This is a genomic window from Methylobacterium sp. D54C (assembly GCF_053345595.1).
Map to the genome: position 1 here is coordinate 1 of NZ_JBKFAK010000031.1, position 25,363 is coordinate 25,363.

21 protein-coding genes, 1 pseudogene and 2 riboswitches are annotated in these 25,363 nt (G+C 67.2%); of the genes and pseudogenes, 10 read left to right on the forward strand and 12 right to left on the reverse strand.

Annotation, left to right across the window (positions count from 1 at the left end):
• The 4 genes and pseudogenes from ACLBYB_RS29420 to ACLBYB_RS29435 all read right to left on the reverse strand — a co-directional run.
• Window positions 1-640 (reverse strand): annotated as a pseudogene (locus tag ACLBYB_RS29420) (iron chelate uptake ABC transporter family permease subunit); the annotation flags it as partial.
• Window positions 637-1,470, reverse strand: a complete 834-nt coding sequence (locus ACLBYB_RS29425; RefSeq protein ID WP_447700907.1) for an ABC transporter substrate-binding protein — start codon at window positions 1,468-1,470, stop codon at window positions 637-639. The gene ACLBYB_RS29425 and the pseudogene ACLBYB_RS29420, both read right to left, overlap by 4 nt.
• A gap of 7 nt (window positions 1,471-1,477) precedes the next feature.
• Window positions 1,478-3,478, reverse strand: coding sequence for a TonB-dependent receptor plug domain-containing protein (locus ACLBYB_RS29430; protein ID WP_447700908.1), 2,001 nt, complete (start codon window positions 3,476-3,478; stop codon window positions 1,478-1,480).
• A gap of 119 nt (window positions 3,479-3,597) precedes the next feature.
• A riboswitch (cobalamin riboswitch) is annotated at window positions 3,598-3,806 on the reverse strand.
• Between the two features lie 296 nt (window positions 3,807-4,102).
• On the reverse strand, window positions 4,103-5,167 hold the full coding sequence (locus ACLBYB_RS29435) for a catalase family protein (protein ID WP_447700939.1): 1,065 nt from the start codon (window positions 5,165-5,167) through the stop codon (window positions 4,103-4,105).
• Window positions 5,168-5,423: 256 nt separating this feature from the next.
• Here ACLBYB_RS29435 and ACLBYB_RS29440 point away from each other — a divergent pair, with 256 nt between their 5' ends.
• The 3 genes from ACLBYB_RS29440 (at window position 5,424) to ACLBYB_RS29450 (ending at window position 8,111) form a co-directional block, all read left to right on the forward strand.
• Window positions 5,424-6,506: a catalase family protein gene (locus ACLBYB_RS29440; protein WP_447700909.1), complete on the forward strand. Its 1,083-nt coding sequence runs from the start codon at window positions 5,424-5,426 to the stop codon at window positions 6,504-6,506.
• A 399-nt stretch (window positions 6,507-6,905) separates the two neighbouring features.
• The gene (locus ACLBYB_RS29445) at window positions 6,906-7,400 is read left to right on the forward strand and encodes a cupin domain-containing protein (protein ID WP_447700910.1); all 495 of its coding nucleotides are present in this window, start codon (window positions 6,906-6,908) and stop codon (window positions 7,398-7,400) included.
• A 312-nt stretch (window positions 7,401-7,712) separates the two neighbouring features.
• Window positions 7,713-8,111, forward strand: a complete 399-nt coding sequence (locus ACLBYB_RS29450; RefSeq protein ID WP_447700911.1) for a hypothetical protein — start codon at window positions 7,713-7,715, stop codon at window positions 8,109-8,111.
• A 511-nt stretch (window positions 8,112-8,622) separates the two neighbouring features.
• Here ACLBYB_RS29450 and ACLBYB_RS29455 read toward each other — a convergent pair.
• From ACLBYB_RS29455 to ACLBYB_RS29465, 3 genes are all read right to left on the reverse strand, one after another.
• Window positions 8,623-9,804 carry a DUF1624 domain-containing protein gene (locus ACLBYB_RS29455; RefSeq protein WP_447700912.1) on the reverse strand — a complete coding sequence of 394 codons (1,182 nt, stop codon included), beginning with the start codon at window positions 9,802-9,804 and terminating at the stop codon, window positions 8,623-8,625.
• A complete protein-coding gene (locus ACLBYB_RS29460) occupies window positions 9,804-11,723 on the reverse strand; it encodes a TonB-dependent siderophore receptor (protein WP_447700940.1) in 1,920 nt (639 codons plus the stop codon). Before ACLBYB_RS29460 ends, ACLBYB_RS29455 begins: the two co-directional genes overlap by 1 nt.
• A gap of 319 nt (window positions 11,724-12,042) precedes the next feature.
• Window positions 12,043-12,234: riboswitch (cobalamin riboswitch) on the reverse strand.
• A gap of 166 nt (window positions 12,235-12,400) precedes the next feature.
• On the reverse strand, window positions 12,401-12,868 hold the full coding sequence (locus ACLBYB_RS29465; RefSeq protein WP_447700913.1) for a hypothetical protein: 468 nt from the start codon (window positions 12,866-12,868) through the stop codon (window positions 12,401-12,403).
• A gap of 176 nt (window positions 12,869-13,044) precedes the next feature.
• Between ACLBYB_RS29465 and ACLBYB_RS29470 the strand changes: the two genes are divergently transcribed.
• The 3 genes from ACLBYB_RS29470 (at window position 13,045) to ACLBYB_RS29480 (ending at window position 15,729) form a co-directional block, all read left to right on the forward strand.
• Entirely contained in the window at window positions 13,045-13,473 is a 429-nt protein-coding gene (locus ACLBYB_RS29470; RefSeq protein ID WP_447700914.1) for a LexA family protein, read from the forward strand.
• Window positions 13,470-14,759 carry a Y-family DNA polymerase gene (locus tag ACLBYB_RS29475; protein WP_447700915.1) on the forward strand — a complete coding sequence of 430 codons (1,290 nt, stop codon included), beginning with the start codon at window positions 13,470-13,472 and terminating at the stop codon, window positions 14,757-14,759. The genes ACLBYB_RS29470 and ACLBYB_RS29475 overlap by 4 nt, the downstream gene beginning before the upstream one ends.
• A gap of 214 nt (window positions 14,760-14,973) precedes the next feature.
• The gene (locus tag ACLBYB_RS29480) at window positions 14,974-15,729 is read left to right on the forward strand and encodes a toll/interleukin-1 receptor domain-containing protein (protein ID WP_447700916.1); all 756 of its coding nucleotides are present in this window, start codon (window positions 14,974-14,976) and stop codon (window positions 15,727-15,729) included.
• A 100-nt stretch (window positions 15,730-15,829) separates the two neighbouring features.
• Here ACLBYB_RS29480 and ACLBYB_RS29485 read toward each other — a convergent pair whose 3' ends face one another.
• From ACLBYB_RS29485 to ACLBYB_RS29500, 4 genes are all read right to left on the reverse strand, one after another.
• Complete coding sequence (locus ACLBYB_RS29485; RefSeq protein ID WP_447700917.1) at window positions 15,830-17,125, reverse strand: MBL fold metallo-hydrolase; 1,296 nt, start codon at window positions 17,123-17,125, stop codon at window positions 15,830-15,832.
• A gap of 148 nt (window positions 17,126-17,273) precedes the next feature.
• Window positions 17,274-17,633 carry a hypothetical protein gene (locus ACLBYB_RS29490; RefSeq protein WP_447700918.1) on the reverse strand — a complete coding sequence of 120 codons (360 nt, stop codon included), beginning with the start codon at window positions 17,631-17,633 and terminating at the stop codon, window positions 17,274-17,276.
• 84 nt (window positions 17,634-17,717) lie between these two features.
• Entirely contained in the window at window positions 17,718-18,257 is a 540-nt protein-coding gene (locus tag ACLBYB_RS29495) for a hypothetical protein (protein ID WP_043759400.1), read from the reverse strand.
• 87 nt (window positions 18,258-18,344) lie between these two features.
• Complete coding sequence (locus ACLBYB_RS29500; protein ID WP_447700919.1) at window positions 18,345-19,442, reverse strand: DNA-binding protein; 1,098 nt, start codon at window positions 19,440-19,442, stop codon at window positions 18,345-18,347.
• Window positions 19,443-19,665: 223 nt separating this feature from the next.
• Between ACLBYB_RS29500 and ACLBYB_RS29505 the strand changes: the two genes are divergently transcribed.
• Window positions 19,666-20,316, forward strand: coding sequence for a hypothetical protein (locus ACLBYB_RS29505; protein ID WP_447700920.1), 651 nt, complete (start codon window positions 19,666-19,668; stop codon window positions 20,314-20,316).
• Here the strand turns inward: ACLBYB_RS29505 and ACLBYB_RS29510 are convergent.
• Window positions 20,296-21,456, reverse strand: a complete 1,161-nt coding sequence (locus ACLBYB_RS29510; protein WP_447700921.1) for a patatin-like phospholipase family protein — start codon at window positions 21,454-21,456, stop codon at window positions 20,296-20,298. The two genes, ACLBYB_RS29505 and ACLBYB_RS29510, sit on opposite strands and share 21 nt — an antisense overlap.
• A gap of 81 nt (window positions 21,457-21,537) precedes the next feature.
• Here ACLBYB_RS29510 and ACLBYB_RS29515 point away from each other — a divergent pair, with 81 nt between their 5' ends.
• From ACLBYB_RS29515 to ACLBYB_RS29525, 3 genes are read left to right on the forward strand one after another with little or no spacing between them, the layout of a single operon-like run.
• Window positions 21,538-22,725 (forward strand): hypothetical protein, encoded by a 1,188-nt coding sequence (locus ACLBYB_RS29515; RefSeq protein WP_447700922.1) that lies wholly within the window; start codon window positions 21,538-21,540, stop codon window positions 22,723-22,725.
• The gene (locus tag ACLBYB_RS29520) at window positions 22,722-24,443 is read left to right on the forward strand and encodes a ThiF family adenylyltransferase (protein WP_447700923.1); all 1,722 of its coding nucleotides are present in this window, start codon (window positions 22,722-22,724) and stop codon (window positions 24,441-24,443) included. Before ACLBYB_RS29515 ends, ACLBYB_RS29520 begins: the two co-directional genes overlap by 4 nt.
• Window positions 24,424-24,888 carry a Mov34/MPN/PAD-1 family protein gene (locus tag ACLBYB_RS29525; protein WP_447700924.1) on the forward strand — a complete coding sequence of 155 codons (465 nt, stop codon included), beginning with the start codon at window positions 24,424-24,426 and terminating at the stop codon, window positions 24,886-24,888. The genes ACLBYB_RS29520 and ACLBYB_RS29525 overlap by 20 nt, the downstream gene beginning before the upstream one ends.
• Window positions 24,889-25,363 lie beyond the last annotated feature (475 nt).

A 25,363-nucleotide genomic window follows, 5' to 3' on the forward strand; every position in this document is an offset into this window, starting at 1 on the left:
GATCACCGCCCATTGCTCATCCGAGAGCCAGAACAGGTCCGCCATCACCGCCTCCAGGCCAGAAAACGGCCGCCTGGAATCATAAAACGACAGACCCTGCAACGGATTGGTTCGGTTCACACCCTAGGCTCGACAGCCCGACTCCTGCAAGGATCAACCCGAGGGTGCTGCTGCCGCGGGCGGCGAGCGCGTTCAGGAGGAGCGCTGCGACGCCGGCGCCGGCGATGCCGCCGAGCGGCAGGGCAAGGCTCATGGTGGCGGCGAAACCGCCGTAGAAGACGATGACAGCGCCCAGCGCCGCGGCGGACGAGATGCCGAGGATGCCGGGGTCCGCGAGCGGGTTGCGCAGGTAGCCCTGCATCGCGGCGCCGGTCAGGCCGAGGCTGAAGCCGACCAGGGCCCCAAGCAAGGCGCGCGGAATGCGAAGCTCCCACAGGACCAAGGCCGGCAGCGTCGTGCGACCGGCGACGAGGTCTGCGAAGGCGGCAGGCACGTCGAAGGGCGCGTAGCCGATGGCGATGGAGGCGAGCGTCAGCGCGAGCGTGGTCAGCCCGAGCACGGCGATGACGGTTCGCCGGGCGCGCGGCGTGCCGAGGCGACGGGAGGCCGTTGGATGGAGCGAGGTGACCGGCGCATTCATGGCCGGAGTGCCCGTTCGTTCGCAGCCTCGGCGAGCTGCGCCACGACCTCCGCGACCTGTGGCCCCGGACAGGTCCAAAGGCGGTTCGGGATGTCGACCGTCCGGTGCGCTCGCGCGAGCGCTTGGAAGACGGGATGATGCAGCAGCGTGTCGGCGAGCGAGGGCGAACCGGGCGCGCCTTCATCGACCACGATGAGGTCCGGGTTCGCCAGCGCTGCGGCTTCGAGGGGCACCTGCCCGAAGCGGTCACGCCCGATCTCGGCCGAGACGTTGACGAGGCCGGCGGCGCGGATCAGCGCGTCCCCAAGCCCACCAGGCGCGACCGTGAAGGCGTTCGGACGCATCACGAGGACGCGAAGGGGCTGCCTGGCCGGCAAGATGGCGGCGAGACGCGCATTGAGCGCCGCGACCATCGCCTCGCCCCGTTCGGCATGGCCGAGCGCCGCCGCGACCTCGCGGATCTGGGCGCGGACGCCATCGAGGTCAGCCGGCACGCCGAGTTCGAGCACGGGGGCGCCGACGCGCTTGAGCATGCCCACCGTCGTGCGCGTCGTGAAGGCTCCGGCGATCACAAGGTCGGGCTTCAGGGCCACGACCTCCTCGGTGAGACCCCGCGTCACCGGCAGCCCGACCGCTTCGGCCGCGACGGTCGAGCCCCGCGGGTCACGGGCAAGGTAGGTGACCGACAGCACTTGATCGCGGTCGGCCAGCCGGAGGACGAGTTCGTCGGCGCAGAGGTTCATCGAGACCACACGCACGGGTGCCGCCGCCGCGACCAAAGGCACGGCGGACAGGATGGCCACGAGAGCGAGCGCGAGGCGTGACGTCATCACCATCTCAGAAGGCCGTGAGGCGCACGCCGCCGTAGGCGGCGAGGCCCGGGCCGAGATAGCCGGTCGGGTTCTCGTAGCGGCGGTCGAACAGGTTATCGACCCGGACGAACAGGCCGACGTTCTCGTTGATGTCGTAGTTGGCCGACAGGTTCACGACCGTGAAGCCGGGGTTCTTTAGCCGCGGCACTGAGAAGTCCCGGTTGCCGTCGACGAACGGTCCGAGCACGATCAGGGTCCCGGTGATGGTCAGGCCCGGCAGAGGGTTCCAGAAGACGTTCGCGCTGCCCTTATGCCGGGGCCGGCGAAGCAGCTCCTGGTTGGCGATCTCATCCTTCGAGACCGTGTTGGTGTAGTCGATCCGGCCCGACAGCGTGTCCGTGAACCGGACCGAGACGAAGGCTTCCGCCCCGTAGGTCGTCGCCCGTCCGACGTTGACGTTCGACGTGAAGGTCGCGTTGGTGTTGATCAGGTTCCTGAAGTCGTTCTGGTAGTAGGTCGCGCCGATGAGCACGCGCTCGCCGAGCGGCTGTTCCAAACCGCCGTCGAACCCGAAGCTCTCCTCCGGCTTGAGGTTCGGGTTGCCGAAGAAGTTGGACGCTGGGAAGTTCTGGTAGAGCTGGCTGAGGGTCGGTGCCTTGAAGCCGGTGCCGACACTGCCCTTCAGGCGCGTCTCGGTGCCGGGCAGGATGTAGCTCGGCGCGACGCGAAACGTGGTGGCGGGGCCGAACTGGTCGTTCTCGTCGTGGCGGATGTTGACCACGAGGGCGGCGCGGTCGAAGGGCGTCAGTTGCACCTCGCCGTAGCCGGCTGTGTTGCCGTTGCGTGCCCTGAGGGTGCCGGCACCGAATGCGTTCGGATCAATCGTCAGCAGGCTCTCCTCGTCTCGCTGCGCTCCGAACAGGACGAGGTTGCCGGGCGAGAGAAGGTAGTCGCCACGATACTCGTAGCGCAGGCGCTCGCCGAGGCCGGTCGTCGGCTGGATGGCGAACGGGTCGTACTCGTTCTGCTGCTGGCGATTGAACAGGTTCGAGTAGTTGATCGCGAAGATGTTGTGAAAGCCGACAATGGGCGTCCATTCGGCCTCGTTGCGGGTGTAGAGCTGCTGCACGTCGGCGGCGCTGCGGACCGCGGACGGAAAGGCCGGGAAGGTGCTGAAGTCCGTGCCGGTGAACAGCAGGCGCGAATTGATGAACCGCGTGGTCGAGTTGACCCGGAACGTGTCGGTGAACTGGTAGCCGAGCTTCGCCGAGACCGTCTCGTTGTCGTAGTAGTTTGGGTGGATCGGGCGGCCGAAGGGCACGAGGTCGCGCGGCGTGACCGGCGTCGCGGCCGCTCGGAAGTGCTGGATCGACACCGAGTAGTCGAAGCCGTCCTGCGCCCCGCTGATGCGGCCGAACTGGTTGAAGGTACCGAACGATCCGCCCTCGGTCCGCAGGGTCACGCGCGTCGGCCCCTCGCCCCGCTTGGTCGTGAAGGAGATCACGCCGCCGATGGCGTCGCTGCCGTACAGGCCGCTCTGCGGCCCGCGCAGGACCTCGATGCGGGATAGGTCGTCGGTCAACAACTGACCGAAGTCGAACGAGCCGTTCGGGTTTGAGGGGTCCGTGGCGTCGATGCCGTCGATCAGGACCTTGGTCTGGTTCGAGTTCGCGCCGCGGATGAACACCGAGGTCTGCCCGCCGGGGCCGCCCGTCTGCACCACGTTGAGGCCGGGCACCTGTTGCAGGGCGTCCGGCACGGTGCGCCGTTGCTGGTCTTCGAGCACGCGGTCGGTCAGGACCGTGACGCTCGAACCTGTGGCGGCGATGGGCGTCGGCAATCCGGTGGCCGAGACCGAGATCTCGGCGAGGCTGACCGCGGCCTCGGCCGCAGCCGCTTGCCGGGGGGCATCGGCGAAGGGAGCGGCCACCTGCTGGGCCAGGACCGGCGAGGCAGAAAGAACCGCGCTGCCGATGCAGGACGAAACGAGCGCACGCCTGAGCGCGGGAGAGAGGAAGCAGGACAAGGGACGGCCTCGGGTGACGGCTGTGGCACGTCACCGCGAACGAGGCCTCGGCGGCCGCGTCCTCAAGGGAACCACGGCGCCGCGACACCTCCCAGGACACCCCGCCCGGCAAGCTCCGCGTGTGACCACGGCTGACGGCAGGTCTCCTGGCTCGCGGGTCGTCGCCCTCTCATCGTCTTCCCGGGCGAGGCCGCCCAGTGACGTCGTGATGAAGGACTCGCCGCTTACAGTTGCGGGGGCAGCCGCGGCATCGGCCGAGCCCTCACGGGCGTGACCTCACCGCGTTCCCTTTTGATCCCCGAGGGGAACCGTCACACTCAAGCTAGGCTGCGATGCGTCCATCCGTCAACGCAGGGAAACACCTTGTTCAGATGTGTGGCGTTCGAGGGGAGGCAGTCGCTTCTTCGATACCTCATGCGTAAGTGGCCGCGGGGCGCCTAAGAGCCCGATCCCGTCGAGGCCGCCTTCAGCGCGACGCCAGGCGCGGCTACTACTCGTACACACGTGCATGTCGGCTCAGGGTGGGTTTCTGCCTGTCTGGTTTTGAGCGGATTAGCGGTGAAGCAGACATCGCCGTTGTGCTCGATCTGAGATCTGCAGCATCTGCAACTTCAGGATGTCTCTTCAGCGCACCGCACTCGGCTCGTGGAGCGGGCAGCGGTTGAACCGCTCACGGAACTCGGCCGAATGCCGATAGGGGGCGTTGCGGGCGCGGTTGATGTTGCCAAGAGGTCGGTGCGCTGCGAGGCCTGTCCACACGCTGAACCGCATCTCCTCGTCCACTGCCTGGACCCGTGCAGGGTCCCAACTGTCCTGCGGCTGAACCTGGACAATCCCGACCCGCTGGAACGGTGCCTCGTCCTCCTTCCACTCCACCGTCGGGTCCTCGACCGGCTGGCGCTCAAGGTCGCGACAGAGCTGCACGCGGAATTCCCACTCGCCGGCGATGCCGATCATCTCAGACTGTACGGTTTCGCGGATGGCGTTCGGGCGGCCGGAGGCATCGATCTCGGTGCCGGTCAGGGCGGTCAGAGCTGGCGCGACGGGGGCCAGCGAGAACTTGGCGATGTAGGCGCCATACCGGAACGGGGTCAGGCTGTAGTAGGTCTCGCCGAGCGGATCGACATTGGGCGCGCCACCGAGAGAGCCGATGGTGGGGCTGTCGATGCCCACCGCATGCAGGGCCTTGTTGACCCCGCGCAGGACCGTGGAGGCGGCGACCTTCAGCCCCTCGGCGCGGTCCGTGGTGCCGGCCAGCAGCTTGAGGCTGCCCAGAAACTTCTCGGCGTTCGGTGCCTGGAACACCTTGCCGTTGACCATGATGAAGTTCTGGGTCGTCCCCTCCGCATCCGGCAGGCGCTCGCCGTCGACGTCCAGCACTTTGAGGGCGAGGCCTCGGGGCAGGGAGACCGCATCGGGAAGGATGTCGCCGGCGTTGGTCGACAACCGCATGTAGACCTTATGCTGGCCGGGAGTGGCGAACAGGCCCTGGGCCAGCTCGGGGGGCAGGCCCGCATCGATCGTCAGAGCCCCTTCGAGGATGCCATGCGACTTCGCGTGGACCGAGCGCACGGCATGGCCCGAATGCTCCGCGACCCGGTTCAGGATCTTATCGAAGGTCTGGTTGAGCTGCTCGATGGTATGCCCTTCGTCCGGCAGCACCGCCTCGACGTCGGGAGTGTATCGCACCGGTGATCGCAAGGTCTGTCTCCCGCTGACGGCCAGGACCGAACGCCCGCTCACCCGGCGACGTTCCGGGTTGTGCGGCATTCAATCGCCCATGAACTAAGGTGGGGAACGGCAGGGGGCCGGCGCGGCTTGTCTCCAATGCGGTCTTTCTCTCTGCCAAGGCGTGGCCATGATCCGGCAGCCTTCGGACCCCGCGTCCCGATCCTAGCCTTCGTGCAATCACCCCGCAGGCGGACGACACGTCGAGGATACGCCGATGACATTCCTTCGCTACGCCCCCGACATCGAGACGCCCGCCCCGGACGAGCAGAAGTCCATCGACGGCATCATCCAGGGGATGACCCAGCAGTCGCAGGTCGTGGAGAAGCGCGAGCACCGCGCGGTGCGCGCGAGCCACGCCAAGAGCTCAGCCTGCGTCGTCGGGGAGTTGGTCGTTCCGGAGAACTTGCCCCCGGAACTCGCGCAAGGCCTGTTTGCCAGGCCGGGTACGCACAAGGTGGCGGTGCGCTTCGCGCAAGGGCCTGGGGAGATCCTGGGCGACCGGGTATCGACCCACCGCGGCATGTCGATCAAGGTCTTCGGGGTGCCGGGCGAGAAGCTTCCCGGGCACGACGTCGATACTCAGGACTTCGTACTCGCCACCGGCACGACCTTCCCGTCGGGCACCGCGGCGGGCTTCCTGCGCGACGGCACGGTCATCGGGAAATCGACTGGCTTGCCAGAGGGCGTGAAGAGTGCCGTCGCGGCCACGGCCCGCAACCTCAACCGAGTGCTGCACGCGTTCGGCACCGAGAGCGCCTTGGCCGATTTCCTCGGCCATCCCTACAGCCATCCGCTCGCCGACAGCTACTTCAGCCAAGCGCCGATGCGCTTCGGCGACTACGTCGCCAAGCTCGGGGCGGTCCCGGCTTCGCCTGCCCAACGGGACCTCGCCGAATGGCGGCTTGATCCGCACGGGGACGAGGATGGCTTCCGCCACGCGGCGGCGGCGTTCTTCCGCGACAACGAGGTGGTCTACGACCTGAAGGCGCAGCTCTGGGCCGACGCCGAGCGCCAGCCCATCGAGGATGCCTCGGTCGACTGGCCGGTCGCGGTCAGCCTGTACCGCACGGTGGCGATGATCCGCCTGCCCCGGCAGGACGCCTATTCTCCCGAGCGGGTCCGCTACTTCGACGAGGTGATGACCTTCCGTCCCGCGCACAGCCTGGCGGCGCACCAGCCGCTGGGTTCGGTGATGCGGGCGCGGCTTCAGGTCTACCAGGCGCTGAGCGATTTCCGCCACCGGGAGAACGGCGTGACCGCCGAGAACACCGCATCGCCGGAGAGCATCCCGGCCTGAAACGGACTCCTTCAGCGTCTCGGATGGACCGACAGCAGTCCCGTCAACATAAGGGACGCTGAAAGCCTCGACGATTTCAGGAGGGGCTTCGGCCTCGGCACGGCGGAGGCGGGACCAGCTACGTGGCTTGCGCCTTCGGATGGCGCCTTTTGCCGAAATTACCTGTACTTTACAGCATATTCACAAGCAACGGCCGCACAACATGCGACTACTGACAACTGGAGGCCAGTCTTACAGGAAGTATTTCACCGAAGGCTTGATCAACGATCTAGCCGACGCGTCCTTTGCGCGCATTGCGGGTGAGCGAGACGATGGCCCTCAACACCGCCAGGGTAGCCGAGACTCGATTGTGCGCTAACTGGTCGTCGAGCCTGTCGCGAACGGGCGGGGGGACGATCCATGACCAAACGCCTTCGGACCATCGCCACCGGTCTCGCGGCCTTGATCGTCAGCACGGGCGCGGGCCTCGCGCAGGACCATGGGACGCACGGCGCGGTTACGCTGCCGGATGCCGCGAGCGCGACCTACCAACCGGGTCCGCCGAACCTACCGAAGGGCACGCAGATCAGCATGGTCTCAGGCGATCCGAGCAAGCCCGGCCCCTTTGTCCTGCGGGTGAAGTTTCCCGCCAATACGGTCATCGCGCCCCATACTCATTCCGAAGTCGAGACGCTGACGATCCTCTCGGGCTCGATCTATCACGAGCACGGCACGACCATCGACAAGGCGAGAGGCAAAGAGCTGCGCACGGGCGGTTTCGTGTTTCTGCCCAAGGACATGCCGCATTCGCTTTGGACCACTAAGCAGCCGGTAGAGCTTCAGGTGAATGGCTCTGGACCCTTCGGTCTGAACTACATCAACCCCGCCGACGACCCGAGCAAGTCGGTTCAGTAGATCTGGTCCCTCGTACCAAACGCCTCATCCGAGATGCCCGCTACGACGGACACTGCGCCCGCAATGGCCCCTCTGTCGTGTTGAGGAGGCGCTGCTATTCGGCCGCGTCGAGGAGTCGGAGTAGACTGCAGATCCGTGCTCTATCCTCCCGTCCATCTGCGCCGGCCTGAGACCGTCTACTCAGGGTGGATTACCGCCTGTCCGCTTCGGGGCGGCAATGCATGGAAGCGGACGTTGGCTTCGTGCCCGCTCACGACTCATTGCAGACGCTCAGCACCATGCCAGGATGGCCCCACGCGGGGGGGCTGGACGATGCCGACCTTACAAATCCATGACCTTGAGCCGCAGCACGCCGCTGTAGTCGATCCTCGCCTCGTGCTGCCGATGCTCGGCGAGCGTGCGATCCGGGCTTCATGGCAGGTTGCCGGGGTTGCCCGCTTCAACGAACCCCTCTTCGCTACGGGCGAAGGAGCAACCCATCTTGAGGCGCTCTGCCGATCTCTGAAGCGTGTTTCAGGTGTAGTGTTGAGGCAGATTTTCGATCAGGTTGAACAGGTCATCTGGGGCGAGTTCTCTGCCTACGACGGAGAAGGCACGCCTTGGGTGATACTCCGGGCTATCGACAGTTCTTGGTGCGAGGTCGAGACGGACGACGTTGGCATTCTGGTTCGCATCCGGGAGACTTTTACGGATGTCCGGACGGACCAGTGAGGGGCCTGTTCACACCCTAATCAGCCCTTTGCAGAGCGCTCCAGGGCGAAATCCAGTGTAGTCCAGTTGGACACTTCGACGCCCGTCTCGTCATGGATCAGGTATCCGTGGACCGACCCTTCGGGCACCTCGATGGCTGTGACCCACCCCTCTCCCCTGCGCTGCGATCTCGGCGCTAGGCCGGAGGCCAGATCAGCGAGTTCGCGTTCAGTGATAGGCTCAAGTGCGCGGGCACCTGCCTCAGCGGCTCCCGCCGCTGTGGCGAACACTTCGGTGAGGGTCTCGTAAGGAACAGGCGCTGTCCAGGGTGGGAAGACCGCCAACTTGACCGTGTAGCTCATAAGTTCACTAGTGCCACTGGAGGCCCTAACGCCGAGTTCCGCTAACCACCCCGAACCAAAGTAGCCGGACGGCCGAGGAATGGCTGCTTTCGGGAAGTGCGAGTCGCGTTCTGCACGGCTGGACCGGGTCGCAAGCAGACCGTCGCATAGCCAAGACGATGGGTTCGACCCTAAAGGTACTTGAGCCAAGCGATGTCGCGTCGCGACGCCTTGAGGCGCGAGAACCAGGCCGTCGGGAAGTACAGGGGCGGGATCAGCGCCGCATACCAGACCACGATCCACACGTAGTTGTCGACGCCGAACACGGTGCCCTGGGTCGCGCCCCAAATCGCGAACGCGCCATGGTAAAGTAGCCGCAGAACCGTCAGGTGAACCACGTAGAAAAAGAGCGGCGCCCCGCCGAACACCGCCAGCGCCGCGACGACCAGGCGGTCGCCAATGCGTTCCAGCGCGACGAGCAATAGCGCCCCGATCCCGAGCGTCAGCAACAGGAACAGCAGCGAGGGCGGATACTTCGTCAGCGCGAAGAAGCTCATCGCGGTCCGCATGGCGCTCTCGTCGACGACGAACCAGGGCCTGTCGCCGTAGCCGTTCACCAGACGCAGCAACGCGAAGCCGACCAGCATTGTGATGCCGACTGTAGCGAAACGGCGCTCGCGCGTACCTGTGGCGACGCCGGGCAGGAACCACGGACCGATGGCGTAGCCGAGCGCGATGACCCCGATCCAGGGAAGCACCGGGTAGGTCGTCTTGGCCACCAGACCGAATGGGAGCGCGATGACGTCGCGCTGGTGCAGCATGGCCCAGGCGGCGAAGAAGGGGTCATCGGGCCGGAGTTGGATCGGGTCGAGGAGATTGTGCCCGCAAACGATCAGCGTCCCGACCGCGAATAACGCCGAGCGCGGCAGGCCGATCATCGCCGCCAGGACGATCATGCACACGCCGATGCACCAGATCACCTGAAGCCAAAGCGTCGGGCTGGCGACGCCCCAGTACAGCTCCGAGAGGTAGAAGACCTCCAGAGCCATCAGCACGAGGCCGCGCTTCACGAGGTAGGCGCGCGTCTCCGCCAGGGTGTGCCGGGTGCTGAACAGGTACGCTGCCACCCCCGTCAGCGCGATGAAGATCGGCGCGCACAGGCTGACCGCGAGGCGCGCGAGATACAGGCCCGGCAGGGCGGTCCTGGCATCCATTGGGTCGGCGACCGGCACGTGCAGGAACCAGGTTTCACGCAGGTGGTCGAGGAGCATCAGCACCATTACCAGCCCGCGCAGGGCATCGATTGAGACGATGCGTCCGGTCAGGGCCGATTTCTCTGTCGACTCTTCCAGCGTTCTCGGATGCACGCTCATCAGAAGCGCGCCGTCATGCTGACGGTCACCCGCCGGGGCTCGCCGACGCCGACCCAGAAGGCGTTGTAGGAGCGTTCGTAGTAGGTCTCGTCGAAGATGTTATCGACGTTGAGCCCGAAGCGCAGGTTCTCGTAGCGGTAGTAGGCCAGGGCGTCGGTCAGCACGTAACCCGGGAGCCGGAACCGCTCGTTGCCGCTGTCCCCGAGACGCGAGCCGACGGCCCGGACGCCGCCGCCGAAGCCGAAGCCCTTCCAGTCGCCGGCCTGGACCTCATAGACGCCGAGCAGGCTGCCGGAGTGGCGCGGGATGTTGAGGAGCGGCGAGCCGACCCGCAGGACCTCGTCGCGGGTCACCGCTGCGTCGATGAAGGCGTAACCGCCGATCACCCGGAACTCGGGCGTCACCTGTCCGACGAAGCTTAGGTCGAAGCCCTGGCTCCGCACCGCCCCGGCGGCGATCTGGAAGAAGAAGTCCCTCGGGTCGGTCGTGAGGACGTTCTCCTTCTCGATGTGGAAGGCCGCGCCGGTCACGCTCAACCCGGTGAAGAGGTCGAGCTTGACGCCTGCCTCGTAGCCGAAGCCGGTCTCGGGGGCGAAGGGTCGTGTCGCAATGTCGAAGCCGGTGTTAGGCCGGAACGAGGCCGCCACGTTGCTGTAGAACGAGAGGAAGGACAGCGGCTGGTAGACGAGACCCGCACGCGGTGAGAAGCCGGTCCGGTCCTGCTCCGTGCGCTCGTTGCCAACCTTGTCGCGGAAGGTCTGGTTGTAGAAGTCGGTTCGGTTGCCGAGGAGCAGCCTCCACTCGGGGCTCAGCGCGATCTGGTCCTGCACGTAGACGGCGGTGTTCCCGACGTTCTCGCTCGCGCTGTAGCGCCGCGTAAAGGGCGGCTTGGGCTGGCCGTAGACCGGGTTGAACAGGTCGATGGCGAAGGGGTCGAGCCGCGGCGTCGAGCGCAGCAGGTTCTCGGTGCTGTTGTAGCGCTCGTGCTCAAGGCCGAGCAGCACGGTGTGGGCGAACGGCCCGGTGTCGAAGTGCCCCACGAGCTCGGCCTGACCGATGGCCACGCCCCACGTGAAGTCGTGCCGGCGGAACTCGCGCAGCAGGGTGCGCCCGTCGTCGAGAAGGCCGGTCGCGCCGGTCTGCAGGCCGGTCAGGCTGCCGGTGTTGAAGTGGCCGGCGACCCTGAGCTGCCAGTCGGCATTGAAGGCGTGATCGAGGCGGATCTGCAGGATCCCGGCTTCTGACACGGAGTCGTCGCCCGGCTCACCGAAGAAGCGGGAGCGCGGTACGAGGCCAAGGCGGTTGTTCACCGCCACCGTCCCGCGGTCGAAGGTCTGGCGGTTGCGCAGGTACTGCGCCTCGACGGTCAACTTGGTGTCCGGGCTGATCAGCCAGCTCACCACGGGCGCAGCCAGGACGCGGTCGCCGTCGACGAAATCGCGGAAGCTGTCCTGCCTCGCGAGCGCGCCGTTGAAGCGGTAGAGGACGGTGCCTTCCTCGTTCAGTGGCCCGCCGGCGTCGACGGTGGTGCGTGCCGTTCCGAAGCTCCCGAACAGCGTGCCCATTTCGACGAAGGGCAAGGCCACGGGCTGCTTGGTCAGGATGTTGATGGTGCCGCCCGGGTCGCTGCGTCCATAGAGTGCCCCGCTCGGTCCCTTGAGCACCTCGATGGACTGCACGTTCTGGGTGTCCGGCGCGCCGTTGTAGCCCCGGGCAATGTTGAAGCCGTTGAAGAAGATATCCTGGGTGGCGAAGCCGCGCACCGAGTAGAGCGCGAGGTTCTGGGCGCCGAAATCGTTCTGCTTGCCGACTCCCGGAACGTAGTCGAGGGCGCGCTCGACGCGCGTGGCGGCGGTGTCCCGCAGGACCTCCTGGGGCACGACGTCGACCTGCTGGGGCAGCGAGAGCCGCGGCGTCACGGTCTTCGTCCCGCTGTAGAGATCCTTGACTTGGTAGGTCGGTGCGGCGGTGTAGCTGCCCTCGACCGAGAGCGGATCGAGAACCACAGCGGCCGCTGCCTCGGCAGGGTCTCCCTGGGCCAGCGTCGGAGATGCGCCCGGAAGGGTAAGCGCGAGCGTGGCGACGCATGCGCGAAACCGCCTTTTGGAAATCGAACGGTACACAGGCCTAGGACCTCGGGACGGCAGTGGCACGTCACCGCGAACGAGGCCTCGCCAGCCGCGCTGGCGCACGGCCGTCTCGACACCCGTCAGGACCACCCCGCCCGACGCGTTTCGCGTGTGACCACGGCTGACGGCAGGTCTCCTGGCTCGCGGGTCGCCGCCCTCGCACCGTCTTCCCGGGGTGACCCAGTGACATGGTGGTGAAGGGCTCGCCGCTTACAGTTGCGGGGGCAGCCGTGGCTTCGGGGATAGCCCCAACCACGTTCCCTTTTGATCCCCGGAGGGAACCGTCAAGGTTGAGCTACGCTTCACGAGAATGTGAGTCAACGCACCGGCTGCTGCCGTTCGACCGGCTCCTGTGAAAGGGCACGCGTGAGGTCGAGGTGACCTGAGTTGCGTCGGCGGAGTGATGACACCTCAAGCTATCCCTGGGCGGGATCGGGAACGCGCGGCGACGGCGCCAACAGGCTCGCCTACTCGACCTTCAGCCGCTTGGCTGCAGCGGGGCAAAGCATCTTGAACTGCTCGACCATGGGCGGCATGCCCGACGCGCACGAGGTGTCGGCGTCAGCCCCGACTGGGAAGCGGGCCTTCCTGACCTGCCCATCGCTGTAACGGTAGCCGACCGTGCCGGTTCGGCAGTTCGCCTCCGCGGTCATCGTGGCTCGGCCTTCGCTCCGTAAGTAATTCGCGACACACTGAGCCGTCGTGAGCTTGCCACCGAACTGCTTGGTTTCCCCGCCGGGGTCGCGTTCGCAATACTCCTGCAGGTCGGCCTTGGTGACGATGCCGCGCATCGTGGCCCGCGCCGTATCGATGCCGTCGCGCTCGACGACCGTGCCGTTCCAGCCTTTGCAGGAGGCGAGCGGGAAATCCCCCGCCGCCAGCGTCGGCGTCACCAAAAAGGGCAAGGCCGCAAGCGCGTAAACGGTGATCCTCAATGGCGTTCCTCCGGCGCGGTCTAGACCGAAGCGGCTCTGACGGTATCTCTTCGGCAAGCGCCAATTCCATTTATCCACAGGCGTCCACACCGGCTCATTGTCGCAAGCTCGGCCGCTTGCGAGGAACCGCCGCCGCATGTTCCTATTTTGTTCTGTTAGATTCGCGGAGCAAAAACATGCAAGCCAGCGGCATTACCATTGGCCTGCCCATGCCGGTGCCCCTCCTGGCTCGACCAGTCAGGGCGGGCTTCCCCAGCCCGGCGGACGATTTCATCGAGGACGAGATCGACCTTCAGCGTCTGCTCATCGCCAACCGGCCGGCGACCTTCCTGGTGCGGGTGGCGGGCGACAGCATGGTGCTGGCCCGCCTTTTCGACGGAGACCTCGCGGTGGTCGACCGCTCGCTCACGCCGCGAAACGGCGACATCGTCGTGGTCGATATCGACGGCGAGCGCTCCTTCAAGGTCTGGCGCCGCCAGGGGCATCGGGTGCACCTGGCTTTCGCCAATCCCCGTTTTCCGGAGTTCCGGCTTTCTCCCGGAGCAGAGGTGGAGGTCTGGGGCGTCGTCTCCGGCTCGATCAACCCGAGGCGCCGGAGCGAGTGAGCGCCCGGGCCTACGCCCTCTCCGACGGCAACTCGTTCTATTGCTCCTGCGAGCGCGTGTTCGACGCCCGCTTGGCCCGCGTGCCCGTGATCGTGCTGAGCAACAACGACGGCTGCGCCATCGCCCGCACCGCCGAGGCCAAGGCCCTCGGCATCCGCATGGGAGAGCCGTACTTCAAGATCCGCGACATGTGCCGGTCCCGGGGCGTGCGAGTCTACTCGTCGAACTATGCTCTGTACGGCGACATGTCCGCCCGGGTGAACACGGTCTACCGGGGCTTCTCTCCGCGCATCGAGATCTACTCCATCGACGAAAGCTTCCTCGACCTGTCCGACGTCCGGGAGCGGGACCGAGTGCCGCTCGCTCGGGACATGCGTGAGACCGTGCGAGCCTGGACTGGCATCCCGACCTGCGTCGGGATCGGCCCGACCAAGACGCTGGCGAAGCTCGCCAACCACGTCGCCAAGAAGGTGCCGGAGCTCGGCGGGGTTTGCGACCTGACAGACCCGGTCCAGTACGAGCACTGGATGGTCCGCATCCCGCCCGAGGACATCTGGGGCGTCGGACCGGCCAACGCCCGCAAGCTGGAGGCCCTGGGCTGCGAGAGCGTCGCCGACGTGCGCGACCTCGACACCCGGGCGGTGCGCAAGGCCATGACCGTGGTCGGGGAGCGGCTCGTCATGGAATTGCGGGGCATGGCCTGCCTCGACCTGGAGGAGGTCGCACCGACCCGGAAGGGCTGCGCGGTGACCCGCAGTTTCTCCGACCGCGTCGAGGACCTCGCTACCATGGAACAGGCCGTCGCCACCCACGCCGCCAGGCTGGGCGAGAAGCTGCGCGCCGGGGGCCTCGGGACCGACCACGTCACGGTCTTCTTCCACACATCCGAGCACGACCGGGACCGGCCGCAGCGGTCGGTCTCGTCGGTGGTGACCCTGCCGGAGGCGTCGAACGACACCCTCGTGCTCGTGAAGGCCTGCCTGCACGGGGTCCGGAAGACCTGGCGCGACGGCTACCGCTATTCCAAGGCCGGGGTCGTCACCACGGACCTGGTACCCCTGGCGGCCTCGCAGCGGGCCTTCCCGGGGCTGGGGCAAATGGACCGGGAATACGGGGCGGCGCTGATGGGCGCCCTCGACGCCTGCAATCGCCGGTTCGGCCGTGGGGCGGTCGTCCCGGGCAGCGCGGGGTTCGCCCCAAAACGGGAGTGGTCGACCAAGTTCGACATGCGCTCGCCGCGCTACACCACCCGGATCGACGAACTCCCGACCGTGGCGGCGGCCTAGGCCGGGCCATCGTGGTCACGGCGCCGGCGTCCAGGCACGCCGCGTCGTAACGCGTCACGGATAGCGTTATGCGCTACGCGGCACTCGCCGAGTCGACCGGCGTCCTTACCGCGCCGCCGATAGGGGTCCGGGGTTATCCCCTCCATCATGGGGAACAAAGCGGGTTCGGGACGCATGAATCCGGAACTTGGCCGGCAACCCGACGGGGGCTTCCATGCGCGCCCGCGCCCGCACGCGTACCGAGAAGGCCGGCACTGCGTCCCAGACAGCGGCCAAGGCGAAGCCTGGACCGCGACCCGCGGCCCGGCCGGCGACCCCGCGCGGCAAGCCGGAGAAGCCCGAGGTCCGGATCTTCGTTTCCTACTCGCACCGGGACGCCGACGCGCAGGCCAGGCTCGAAACCCTTCTCGCCCCGCTGAAGCGCGAGGGCGTCACGACCTGGTTCGACGGCGACCTGAACGCCGGCGACAAGCTCGACACCGGGATCGCGCGTGCCCTCCGCGAAGCCCATGTCTTCGTCGCCCTGCTCAGCCCCGATTACCTTGCGAGCAACTACTGCTGGAAGATCGAGTACAAGCGCGCCATGGGCCGGCGCGCGCGGGGCCACGTGCGGGTCGTCGCCGTGGTCGTCCGCCCGTGCGACTGGAAGTCGACCCCCGCCGCCGGGTTCAAGCTGCTGCCCGAGGACGGACGCGAGGTCACCCGCTGGCGCAGCGCCGACGATGCGTTCCTCAACGTCGCCCAGGACATCCGGCGTGTCGTCGCGGCGGTCCGCAAGGACATGGCGACGACCCTCGCCAAGCCCGCGCCGCGGAAGCGCGCGACAACGAAGCCACCGGCAAAGCCGGCCCCCAAGCCTCCGATGAAGCCGCCTATAAAGTCTGGACCAAAGCCGCGGGCTCGCACGGCTGGCGGGCAGACGGTGCTGAAAGGCCCGCGCAAGCCTGGAAACAGCCGGGGAAAGATCTGATGCGATGACGAGGCCGCTAAGCCGAAGAGGTGGCTTCCCGCTCGGACACGGTCGGCACGATCTCGGCGTGGTTCAAGACCGGTTCCTTCGAATTGAGGCATCACACGCTGTCGCCAGTGCCGGCTCCACCGCTGGTCGGATTACTGCAGTCGCAGATCCTCCCAACCGTGTGCAACATCCACCAAGGCCTCGGTGCAATGACGCCGGACAGCATCGGCGCGTATTTGACCCGGGGGCACTTGGTGCAGAGCCGTAGGCAATCCTGTTGGTCCAGGAACGTCTGGCCGGGTTGGTCCACGCTGCCGCCTGCGCGGAGGATTACGCCAACCCAAGCCCAAGCGTTCAGGTGAGCGTACGCGGCCCGGTTAGACTCCGAGCCGTGGTGCGGAGCGGTCGCAACGACTACCGGGAACGGCATGGGGAGGGCCGGGAGGAACGAGTTGGCATAACCTCGACCGTCGCCGAGGGGTGAGTCGCCACAGAAAAGGAAACCATGTCGCTGCCATCCAAGTGGCGCGAAGAACGCGAGGCTCTGCCGGTTGATCAGCGTCAATTGCATGTAGAGGCGGAGGGAGGATGGGGGCGGTGCCTGCTCGACGGCGTTGATCGGGACAAGGAAATGGCGCGCACCGCCGGACGCCCGGCGCGTCCTCTCAAACGTCTCAAAATCGAACCAGCGGGTTCTGATCCCATGTCGGATGGCAGCCATGGCGATGCCGCGAATGGCTTCGGCCGTCTCGATCAGGCCTAGCCAGTAGCTGACAATCGAAGTTCCCGGCGCCGCGGACACCCGCCCTTTCCGATGCCTCGCCCTTTTGCGCGTCGCGTCGAACGCCCGTGCAGCGTCGGCGTCACTCGCCAATTGCTCCTTGGCGACGCGAAGCTCTTCGAACCACCCGGGCTCCGGGGGAGGCTCCCCGGGACCCAAGTCGTCATCAGGGTCGTCGGCCCAGCCTTCGAAGAGTGATCCGTCGTGGTCCAACGGCTCGGACTGGATGTCGTCCCGGCCATCTCGCGGTCTCTCCTCACCCGCGTCGCGGATGCCGCGCAGAAGCTGCTCATCGGGCTTCTCCAACGCGGCATCGAGCTCGCCGATCAGCTTTCCCAGAAATCCCGCGGGATCGCGCGCGAGTTGAGGGATGACATCGACCCACCTTCCCGGAAGCCAAAGCTGCCCGACGCGTCCCGCCCATTTATCCAGGAGATTGGGTAGGCCCCCAGCGTGGTCGGTGTCACCATGGGTGCACAGGACGACATCGAGGCGTTCCAAGTCCTTGAAGTGCCGCTTGAGTTTGTCGGGGATCTTGTCCCCTTTGTAGCCGCCGTCCACCAACACGGCCCGGCCCGAGCGCCGAAAGAGAAAGGCCTCCCCTTTGACAGGGAGGGCCAGCAGCATATCGGGCCTTTCGTGCAAAGAGACCGGCATGCTTCCCCCGCGGGCGTATCCAAATGTCAAACGGCTCACGGGGCCGCATGCCGGCGCACGACATGCCTGGCTGCGGGCGGAAGCCGCCTCTCAACGGTCAAGCTGATGGAGCTCTACCCTATATGAGGGCCGGGTTGTCCTCCGCCCAGATGAGCTGAACGGTTGAACCGCTGATCTCGACCTTGAGGTCTGTCCGGTGGCGCAAGGTCTCGGCCATGCCGTCGATGGCCGCTCGCCCCCAACCGTAAACCTGCAGTTCCATGGAGGGCTGCTTGCGCCCCGCCACGGCGACCGCCTCGTCGATGATGCGGCCCAGGTTGGTGTCGGCGAAATCCGCACCGGCATCGCGCCCGTACAGTTTCAGGTCACGGAACTGATGGTCGAGGGGGGAAGTCCTCATGCCGTACATGACGGCACGGTTCTGCAACGACGCGGTGTAGGCGGCCTGGACCTTGGCCTTGATTTCCTGGGGCGTCACGGCTTGCCCTCCCAAACGCAGTCACCGGCCATGCCAACGGCGGCAGATGTCGGCCGTTCCCCGGGGCCACTGACGGGAGGCAGCTCAGCGACGGACGGGCTCAGCCGGCTTCAGGATATCCTCCGGCCGCTTCAGGTCGAGTTGCTCCCCCTCGCCGTCCGCCTTGTAACCGAATGCCTGGGCGTATCGGTCGAGGTCGGCTTCGCTGTTCAGGGCGACGCCGTGGCAGGCGGCGAAGTACCGGGCGGTCGCCGCCTCCGTCGCGCCTGCAGGCTGCCCGATGGGAACCAGCACGGCCGCGATCCATGTCCCCGGCTTGTCGCCTGGGTCGACCACTGCGGGGCGCGACTTCGAGCAGAACACGTACTCGTCGCCGGCTTCGCCGCCGACCCGCCGGGTGCGCTTGTCGTAAGTCCCGTTCGGATGCGTGCTCGTCCAAGTCCGCACGCTCATCTTGAAGAGCGCCCCGGCCGGGGACGACGCGACTAGGTCACGCTGCTCGATGCTGAACCACGAGCACACGTCCATATGGCACCGACCGCGCAGGAGTTCGGCCGCCGTAGCGGCGTCGAGGCTCGCGGCCGACGCGAGGATCGAAAGGGCGGCGAAAAGGGACAGGCGCAAGGGCGTCTCCAATCGGGGGCGTCGAACTGCAGGGCCCCCCACCGGACAGGACACCGTCGGTCGATTAGGGCTCGGCGGAGGCCCGGGTTATGCGGCCTCGTCCGGGCCAAACGTCCGGCTGCCAGGCCAGCGACCCGTGGCGGCGAAGACCTTGCCCGGGAGCTCCTGCAGGGGCCGCTTATTCCTGATGCGCTCGCGCAGCTTCTGGCGCAGTCGACCGGGCTTGATCGCCTTGTAGCGTTCCGTGGCCGCCACCCAACCGTCCGGCAAGTCTTCGAGGATCCGCTCCGCGGTAAGTGGCCCCCTCTCCAGCAGCAGGTCATGGACCTCGGCGACGAACAGCTTCCAGAACCATTCAGCCGACAGGGGCGGCGCGTCGGTCCCGATTGCGACGCGGCCCGGGTCCGGGGCGGCCTCGACGGGCGGCGCCACGGCGAAGCGTCCCTCGACCTCGGCGAAGCCGTCCCCCGCGTCGGCTAGGCGGATGAGGTAGAGCCGCAGCCAAGCCGGGGTCAGCGGCAGGCCGGCCCGCTCGGCGCGCTCCTTGAGCCGGTCCGGCAATGACAGGTGTATGGCGTGGACCCACATCGGCCCGCGCCGTTCGAGCACGCGGGTGACCGCGACGCGGACCTCGGCCCAGACCGGGTCGGCGGCCTCGGCGGCATGCCGGTCGCGAACCTTGCCGTAGACAGGGTTGAGGTGCATCGGTGCGGGTACCTTCACCGGCTCGGGCTCCGGGTCCGGCGCCGGGAATGCGAGCGCAGGGGGTGCCGCGCGGAGCCGGGCGAGCTCGGCCTCCAGCATCGCGACCCGCGCCTCCAGCAGGTCGACCTGCGCCAGCGCCTCCTCCAGGACCTCGCCTTGGCCGGCCTCCCGGGCCGCCTCACCCTCGGCCTCGGCGATCCGGTGGCGGGTCTGCTCGACGCGGACGTGTTCGAGGAGGGCGGTGCCGAAGGCGGCGAGTTGACCCTGCAGCGCCTCAGGCAGCTCGGCCTGCTCGATCAGCGGCCGGTAGCCGACCCTTGCCTTCCACTCCGCGAGCTCGCGGGCGATGTCGCCGAATGAGCCCTTGCCGAGCGCCTTGCGGACGGTGCGCACCGAGACCCGCGGCTTGGCGCCGTCGGCGTCGCGAGCCCTGGCCCGTATCCCGTCCGCCGCCGCCCAGACGTCCTTCCTCGCGACCATGCCCGCCGTCCCCGACTTGATGCGGACAGGATTGAGCGAAAGCGGTGAAGAAAGGGTCGTCGTGCGCATCCCCATTGACCCAGGCGTCCCGGATGCACATCCTGCGAATCCGAACGGAGAGTGAACATGGCTCAAGGTGGCAACTCAGGAGGGCGTCCCCCCGGGTCGTCCGCTCCGCCGAGGCCCGCGCCGGCCCCGGTCAATCGCCCTGGTGGAGGTGTCGGTGGAACTCGTGAGACAGGCGTCCGACCTCCCCCGCCCGGAGGCCCCCGTCCCGGCGCCAAGCGCTGAGGCGGTCCGTCTCTACGGCGACCTGAAGTTCGAGGCCCAGCGATGCGCCTACTACCACGGGATGCGGGCGCGCTTCTTCGACAGCTTCGGGAAGACGATCTCGCTCGTATCCTTCGTGGCGGGCGCGGGTGCGTTCTCGTCGCTCATTCAAGGCGTCGGCCCCCTCGTCTCAGTCCTGGCAATCGTCACCGCGTTCTTCTCGGGCCTGAACCTGATCATCGGGTTCGCCCGGAAGGGGCGCGACCACGAGGTGCTGAGGAGCAAGTATTACGGCATCCTTGTCGAGATCAAGAAGGCGCGTGACGACCTTTCGAAGCTGCGCGAGATCCAGGTGCGGCTGCTCGGCTCTTACGCCGACGGCACGATCTTCCTGTCGGCGCTCGACATGATGGCCACGAACCGCACGGCTGTCTCCCTGGGGCACCGGGACTACATGATCTACGTCCCCTGGAACCACCGCGCCCTGGCGCATGTCTGGTCCTTCACCGGCTACTACGTGAACGGCAAGCGGCCTGCCATGGGAGCGCCCGTCCAGAACCCGGCGCAGGCGGCCGGGGCCTCTTCACCGCCGCCGGTCGATTGACGGCAACCCGGCGAAGGACGGCGCCCGCCCCGGCGGGATCATCCCGCCCTTCCTGAGGGCCGCGTCCGCGTGGGCGTAGCCGGCGCGCATGACGGTCCGCTGGACGTGGTCCGGAAACCGCTTGAGCCGCGTCTTGATCGATGCCGCCAGCTTCGTGTCCGCAGCCGTGAACCCGAGGGGGTTTTCCGGCCCGTAAGTCTGAACGCCCTGGCCGATGCCCCAGGAGACGACCTTGCGCGAGCCGTCCCGGTCGAGGCCGCGAAGCACCCGCTCCCGCAGGAAGATCCCCTGCTGAAGGGCGATGTCCGTGACGCGGAGCGCCTGGGAGAACCAGTTTGACTTCGGGAGCGGGTTGCTTGGCATGGCCCGCCCCCCGTCGCTGACGAGAATGGTCTCGTAGCGCTTCCAGATCGGCTCCAGGCCGAGGTTGTCGTAGACTCCTCCGTCGGTCAGCCGAAGGCGGCCCTTGAAGCCTTCCTCGTGCAGGTCGGCACCCTCCTGCATCTGGATGGCCCCGGGCGGGACGCGGACGTAGGCGGGGGACATGTACGGCGGGAAGGCCGCCGAGGCAGCCACGACGTCGGCGACCCTCAGCTCCGGCTTCGGCCATTGGCCGACGTGATACTCCGCCGCGTATTCCTTCGCGAAGCGCCATAGGGCGCCGGTCTGCAGGCTGGTCGCCGTGAAGGTGAAGCGGGGCCGGTCGGGCAAATCCTGCAAAGTCGCGCCTTTGAACAGCGCGCGGTCGTAGACCCGCGCCGCGACCCCGGCGGCGGTCACGAAGGGCAGCAGCCCGGCCACGATAGCGGGCGCGTCCACCCATTTCTGGGCCAGGGCGAGGAGCGGCTGGCTGACCTCATCGCGGAGGTTCGTGGCCACTCCATTCTCGTCGAAGCGGAGACGCGCCCACCCCACGGCCAGCGCGCCGGCGGCGACGGAGCCGCCCGAGACGCTGGCCACTCGATCTAGCTTAGGCAGGATGCCTGCCTCGTTGAGCCGCGTCAGCGCGCCGACGTGGAACAGCATCGCGCGGAACCCACCCCCGGAGAGGCACAGGCCGATGCCAGGCTCAAGCTTGCGGGCGCCTAGGAAATCCTCGGCGGGCCTCGGGTCCGCGCCCTTGGGGGAAAAGCCGTCCATCAAAGCATCCCGCGGAAACCGTTCGCCACTTGTTGCACTTCTGTTCTTAGGTACCCAAATCGCTCTGGTGGAGGGTGATATATGACTGCTGTCCTGACGTTTCATCCTCTCGGCGACGCCGATGGAACGCTCGTCGAACTGGCCGACGGGCGCCAGGTTCTCATCGATTTCGGGAACGAGTGGACGGCGGCGCGCGACGACCGGAGGATCGATCTCGCCACGGCCCTCAGGGCGGGGCTGCGCAGTTCCGGTCGCCGCGGATATGAAGCCGTGCTCTTCACCCACCTCGACCGCGACCACGTCTACGGCGCTGCGGGCTTCTTCCACTTCGACCACTCGCCCGCGTTGCAGGGACCGGGCCGCGCCATCATCGGTGAACTCTGGGTCCCCGCCGCAGCGATCCTGGAGGACGACCTCCCGGACTTCGCGCAGGTCATCCAGGACGAGGCGCGTTTTCGCCTGCGCCGCGGTTATGGCGTGCGGGTCTTCTCGCGGCCGGAAGCGCTCGCGGGCTTCCTGGCGAAGCACGCTTTGACGCCGGCCCAACGCGACCACCTGATCGTCAACGCTGGGGAGACCGTCCCGGGCTACAGCCTCTCCGGGCCGGAGCGGGTCGAGTTCTTCGTGCATTGCCCGTTCGGCTGGCGGCAGGACGAGAACGACCAGATAGTCGACCGCAACCAGGACAGCGTGGTGCTGCAGGCGACGTTCCTCGAAGGAGGAGAGCCGCGGCGCGTCCTGTTCGCATCCGACATCGACTCGGAGACCCTGCGCCTCATCGTTCGCACCACCCGGCGTCACGGCAAGGTCGAACGGCTGGTCTGGGACGTGTGCAAGGTCCCCCATCACTGCTCGTACACGGCGCTCAACGCCGCCGATAAGGGCATGACGCGAACGGTTCCCGTACCGGAGGTGGGCTTCCTTTTCGAGAGCTGCGCCATGCCGGGCTGCATCATGGTCTCGACGAGCCGTAGCATCCCGTCCAACGACCTCGACGTCCAACCACCCCACCGGCAGGCCGCCGCTTACTACAAGGAAATCGTCCGCGCCCGTGGCGGACGGTTCGAGGTCACGATGGACCATTCGCCGCCGCGGGACCCGCAGCCGTGCAAGGTGGTCATCGACGAGCAGGGATGCCGGTTCGTCTCTCCCCTGACGGAGGCCGTGTCCCGTCCGGGCGGTCTCCTGCGGCCTGCGGCGGTGGCGCCGGCCGGTTTCGCGTTCCCCAACCATCCCGTAGCCCCTGTCAAACCGGCGGGCTTCGCTTGATTTGGTTCTTTGAGAGACCGAACCGCCTGGTCGCCGAGCGCCGGGCGGTCACTGCCTTGGCATCGTCGGTTGACTGGCTTGACGACTTCGGCTTCGGCATCGGCGACGGCGCCCGTCTGGTCCTGCACTTCACGGTGGCCGTCGGCGATGCGAAGGTCGACTTGGAACTGCGGTATCCGCGGCTCTATCCGGACACCTGCCCCGACGTGGTTCCCAGGGACCCGAACCTTAGGCTCTCGGACCACCAATGGTCGGGCGGGTCGCTGTGCCTCGAATACCGGACCGACAACTGGAGGCCCGAGTTCACCGCCGCCGACATGATCCGCAGTGCGCAGGCTCTCCTGTCTGCCGAGGCAACCACCGAGGGCGGCGCGGCGCGCCTGCCGTCTGCTCACGAACTCACCCAAGGTCAACGTCTCAGAGCGGCCGACTACCGGCACGTGTACTCCGATGCGCTCGTCGACCTGTTACGCCAAGCCGCCCCGGGAACGCGGATGGCGGCGACCATGCGGTTTCAATTCCAAGGTTCGGCGGTCGTCGCGCGGATCGATGCAGTGGACACGCCCGATGGCCGCTGGCTCCAGCCCGGTTTCCCGCAGGACGGTCACCAAGCAACCGGGGTCGTAATGCTGCAACCAGAGCCCGTGACGGCCGATACGGAGCTCGATCTCACGAACGCCGAGTTGCCGCGGGAATGGGCGCGGCTCTGCGCAAACACGGATGCGAATCCGGAAGCGGCGGAGTTTGCGCTCGTGCTGGGCGGCTCCGGGCTTCGGATGGCGTGGCGCTGGTTACAGACGCATGCCCATTTGATACCGGTGGTGCCGGTCCATGCGGGCTCCGGTGGGTCGGAGCGGATTGGGTCGATCCAACCGGAGATGGCGGCGAAGGCGGTCGCCGTGGTCGGTTGCGGTTCCGCAGGCTCCAAGGTCGCTGCCAGCCTAGCCCGCTCCGGGATCGGGCGGTTCGTTCTTGTGGACGACGATGTCCTCCTTCGCGACAACCTGGTCCGGAATGATCTGGATTGGCGCGCCGTTGGCGCCCACAAGGTCCATGCGGTCGCCGCGCGGCTGCGACTGATCAACCCCGAGGTGACCGTGAGTGCGCGTGCGCTACGCCTCGGGGGACAGGAAGCGAGCGGCAGCGTCGACACGGCCCTTGAGGCGCTGTCGCAATGCGACCTGATCGTGGATGCGACCGCGGACGCCAATGCCTTCAACATCGTCTCGGCGGTTGCCAGGCGTGCCGGACGACCGATGGTCTGGCTTGAGGTGTTCGAGGGCGGGATAGGTGGGATGGTCGCCCGATACCGACCCGGCCTCGACGCGCCGCCCCAGGACATGCGCAGCGCCTACCTCGATTGGTGCGGATCGCTCAATGCGCCTTGGTTGGGCACCGAAGCGGGGGATTATGCCACCGAAGCGGACGGCGGAAAGGTCCTCGTCGCCGACGATGCCGAGGTCGGTATCATCGCCAACCATGCCGCCCGCTTCGCCATCGACGCCTTGACCGGTGGGAACGCCTTCCCGCACCCGATCTACACCGTCGCGCTGAGGGCCGGCTGGATATTCACGGCTCCTTTCGAAGCCCACCCGCTAGATGTTACCGTTCCGGAAACCGTCGGTCCGGAGGTTCAGTCGGACGAAGACAGGGCCGAGGCCGTGGAGATCTTCACAGGCCTCTTCACCAAGGACACCCATGAAGATCCTGCTGCCTAAGGCGGTCTCCGCCTCGTGGCGTCGGGAGCTCAAGCAGGCCGGCCAGCGAGAGATCGGCGGCGTCCTCCTGGGCGAAGCCCTCGGTGGGGATGAGTTCAGGGTCCTGGAGGCGAGCCTCCAGCACGACGGCGGAAGTCCCGCCCGCTTTGTCCGTGACCCGGAACACCATGGGAAGGCCATCCGGGACTTCCACGAGCGAACCGGCCACGATTATCGACGCTTCAACTATCTTGGCGAATGGCACTCCCATCCGTCTTTCCCGACCCGACCCAGCCAGGATGACGTCTGCGCCATGCGGGAGATCTTGGCCGATGGGCGCGTGGGCGCGACGTTCGCCTGCCTCTTGATACTCCGCCACCGGCCCTTCCGCCGCCTCGACATCGGCGCCAGCGTCTTCACCCCGGATGGCGGCATCTCTCCCGTCTTGGTGAAGCGCGAGCGTTGACCTCCGCACATCGCTAGCGCGCGGCGACCGGCGGATGGCGGCGGCGAACATTCCGAGTGCACTTCCGGCGGGATCGGAGATGCCTGCAAAGTCCCTCTTCGGCACTGCCCCAAACTCGCCGCCGGTGTAACGGGTACGCCGAACGTTACGCGTGATGCGATATCCACCGGGTCGTTCGCCCCGCAACGTCCAGGGTTCCCCGGACTTCGTCGCGTGCACCCGGTTCTGCCCGGGATCCACAGGGGGCCAGGCTTTTCTACTTAGATCTGACGGGTCGTCGTTGACCGGCGTTAATCGAGCTGCTTCGGTCTGCCTGCTGTTTGGCACCACTGTCCGCGGCCCAGGCTCCTTGTCGGGTCGCCACGCGAGGATTGCTTCCGCCATGTCCCCCCTCGACCGCCTCATACCTGGAGCCGAAGTCCGGCCGGCGGTCGTGCAGAATGCCTGCGCCGCCCGGCCCCCTCGTTCCGACGGC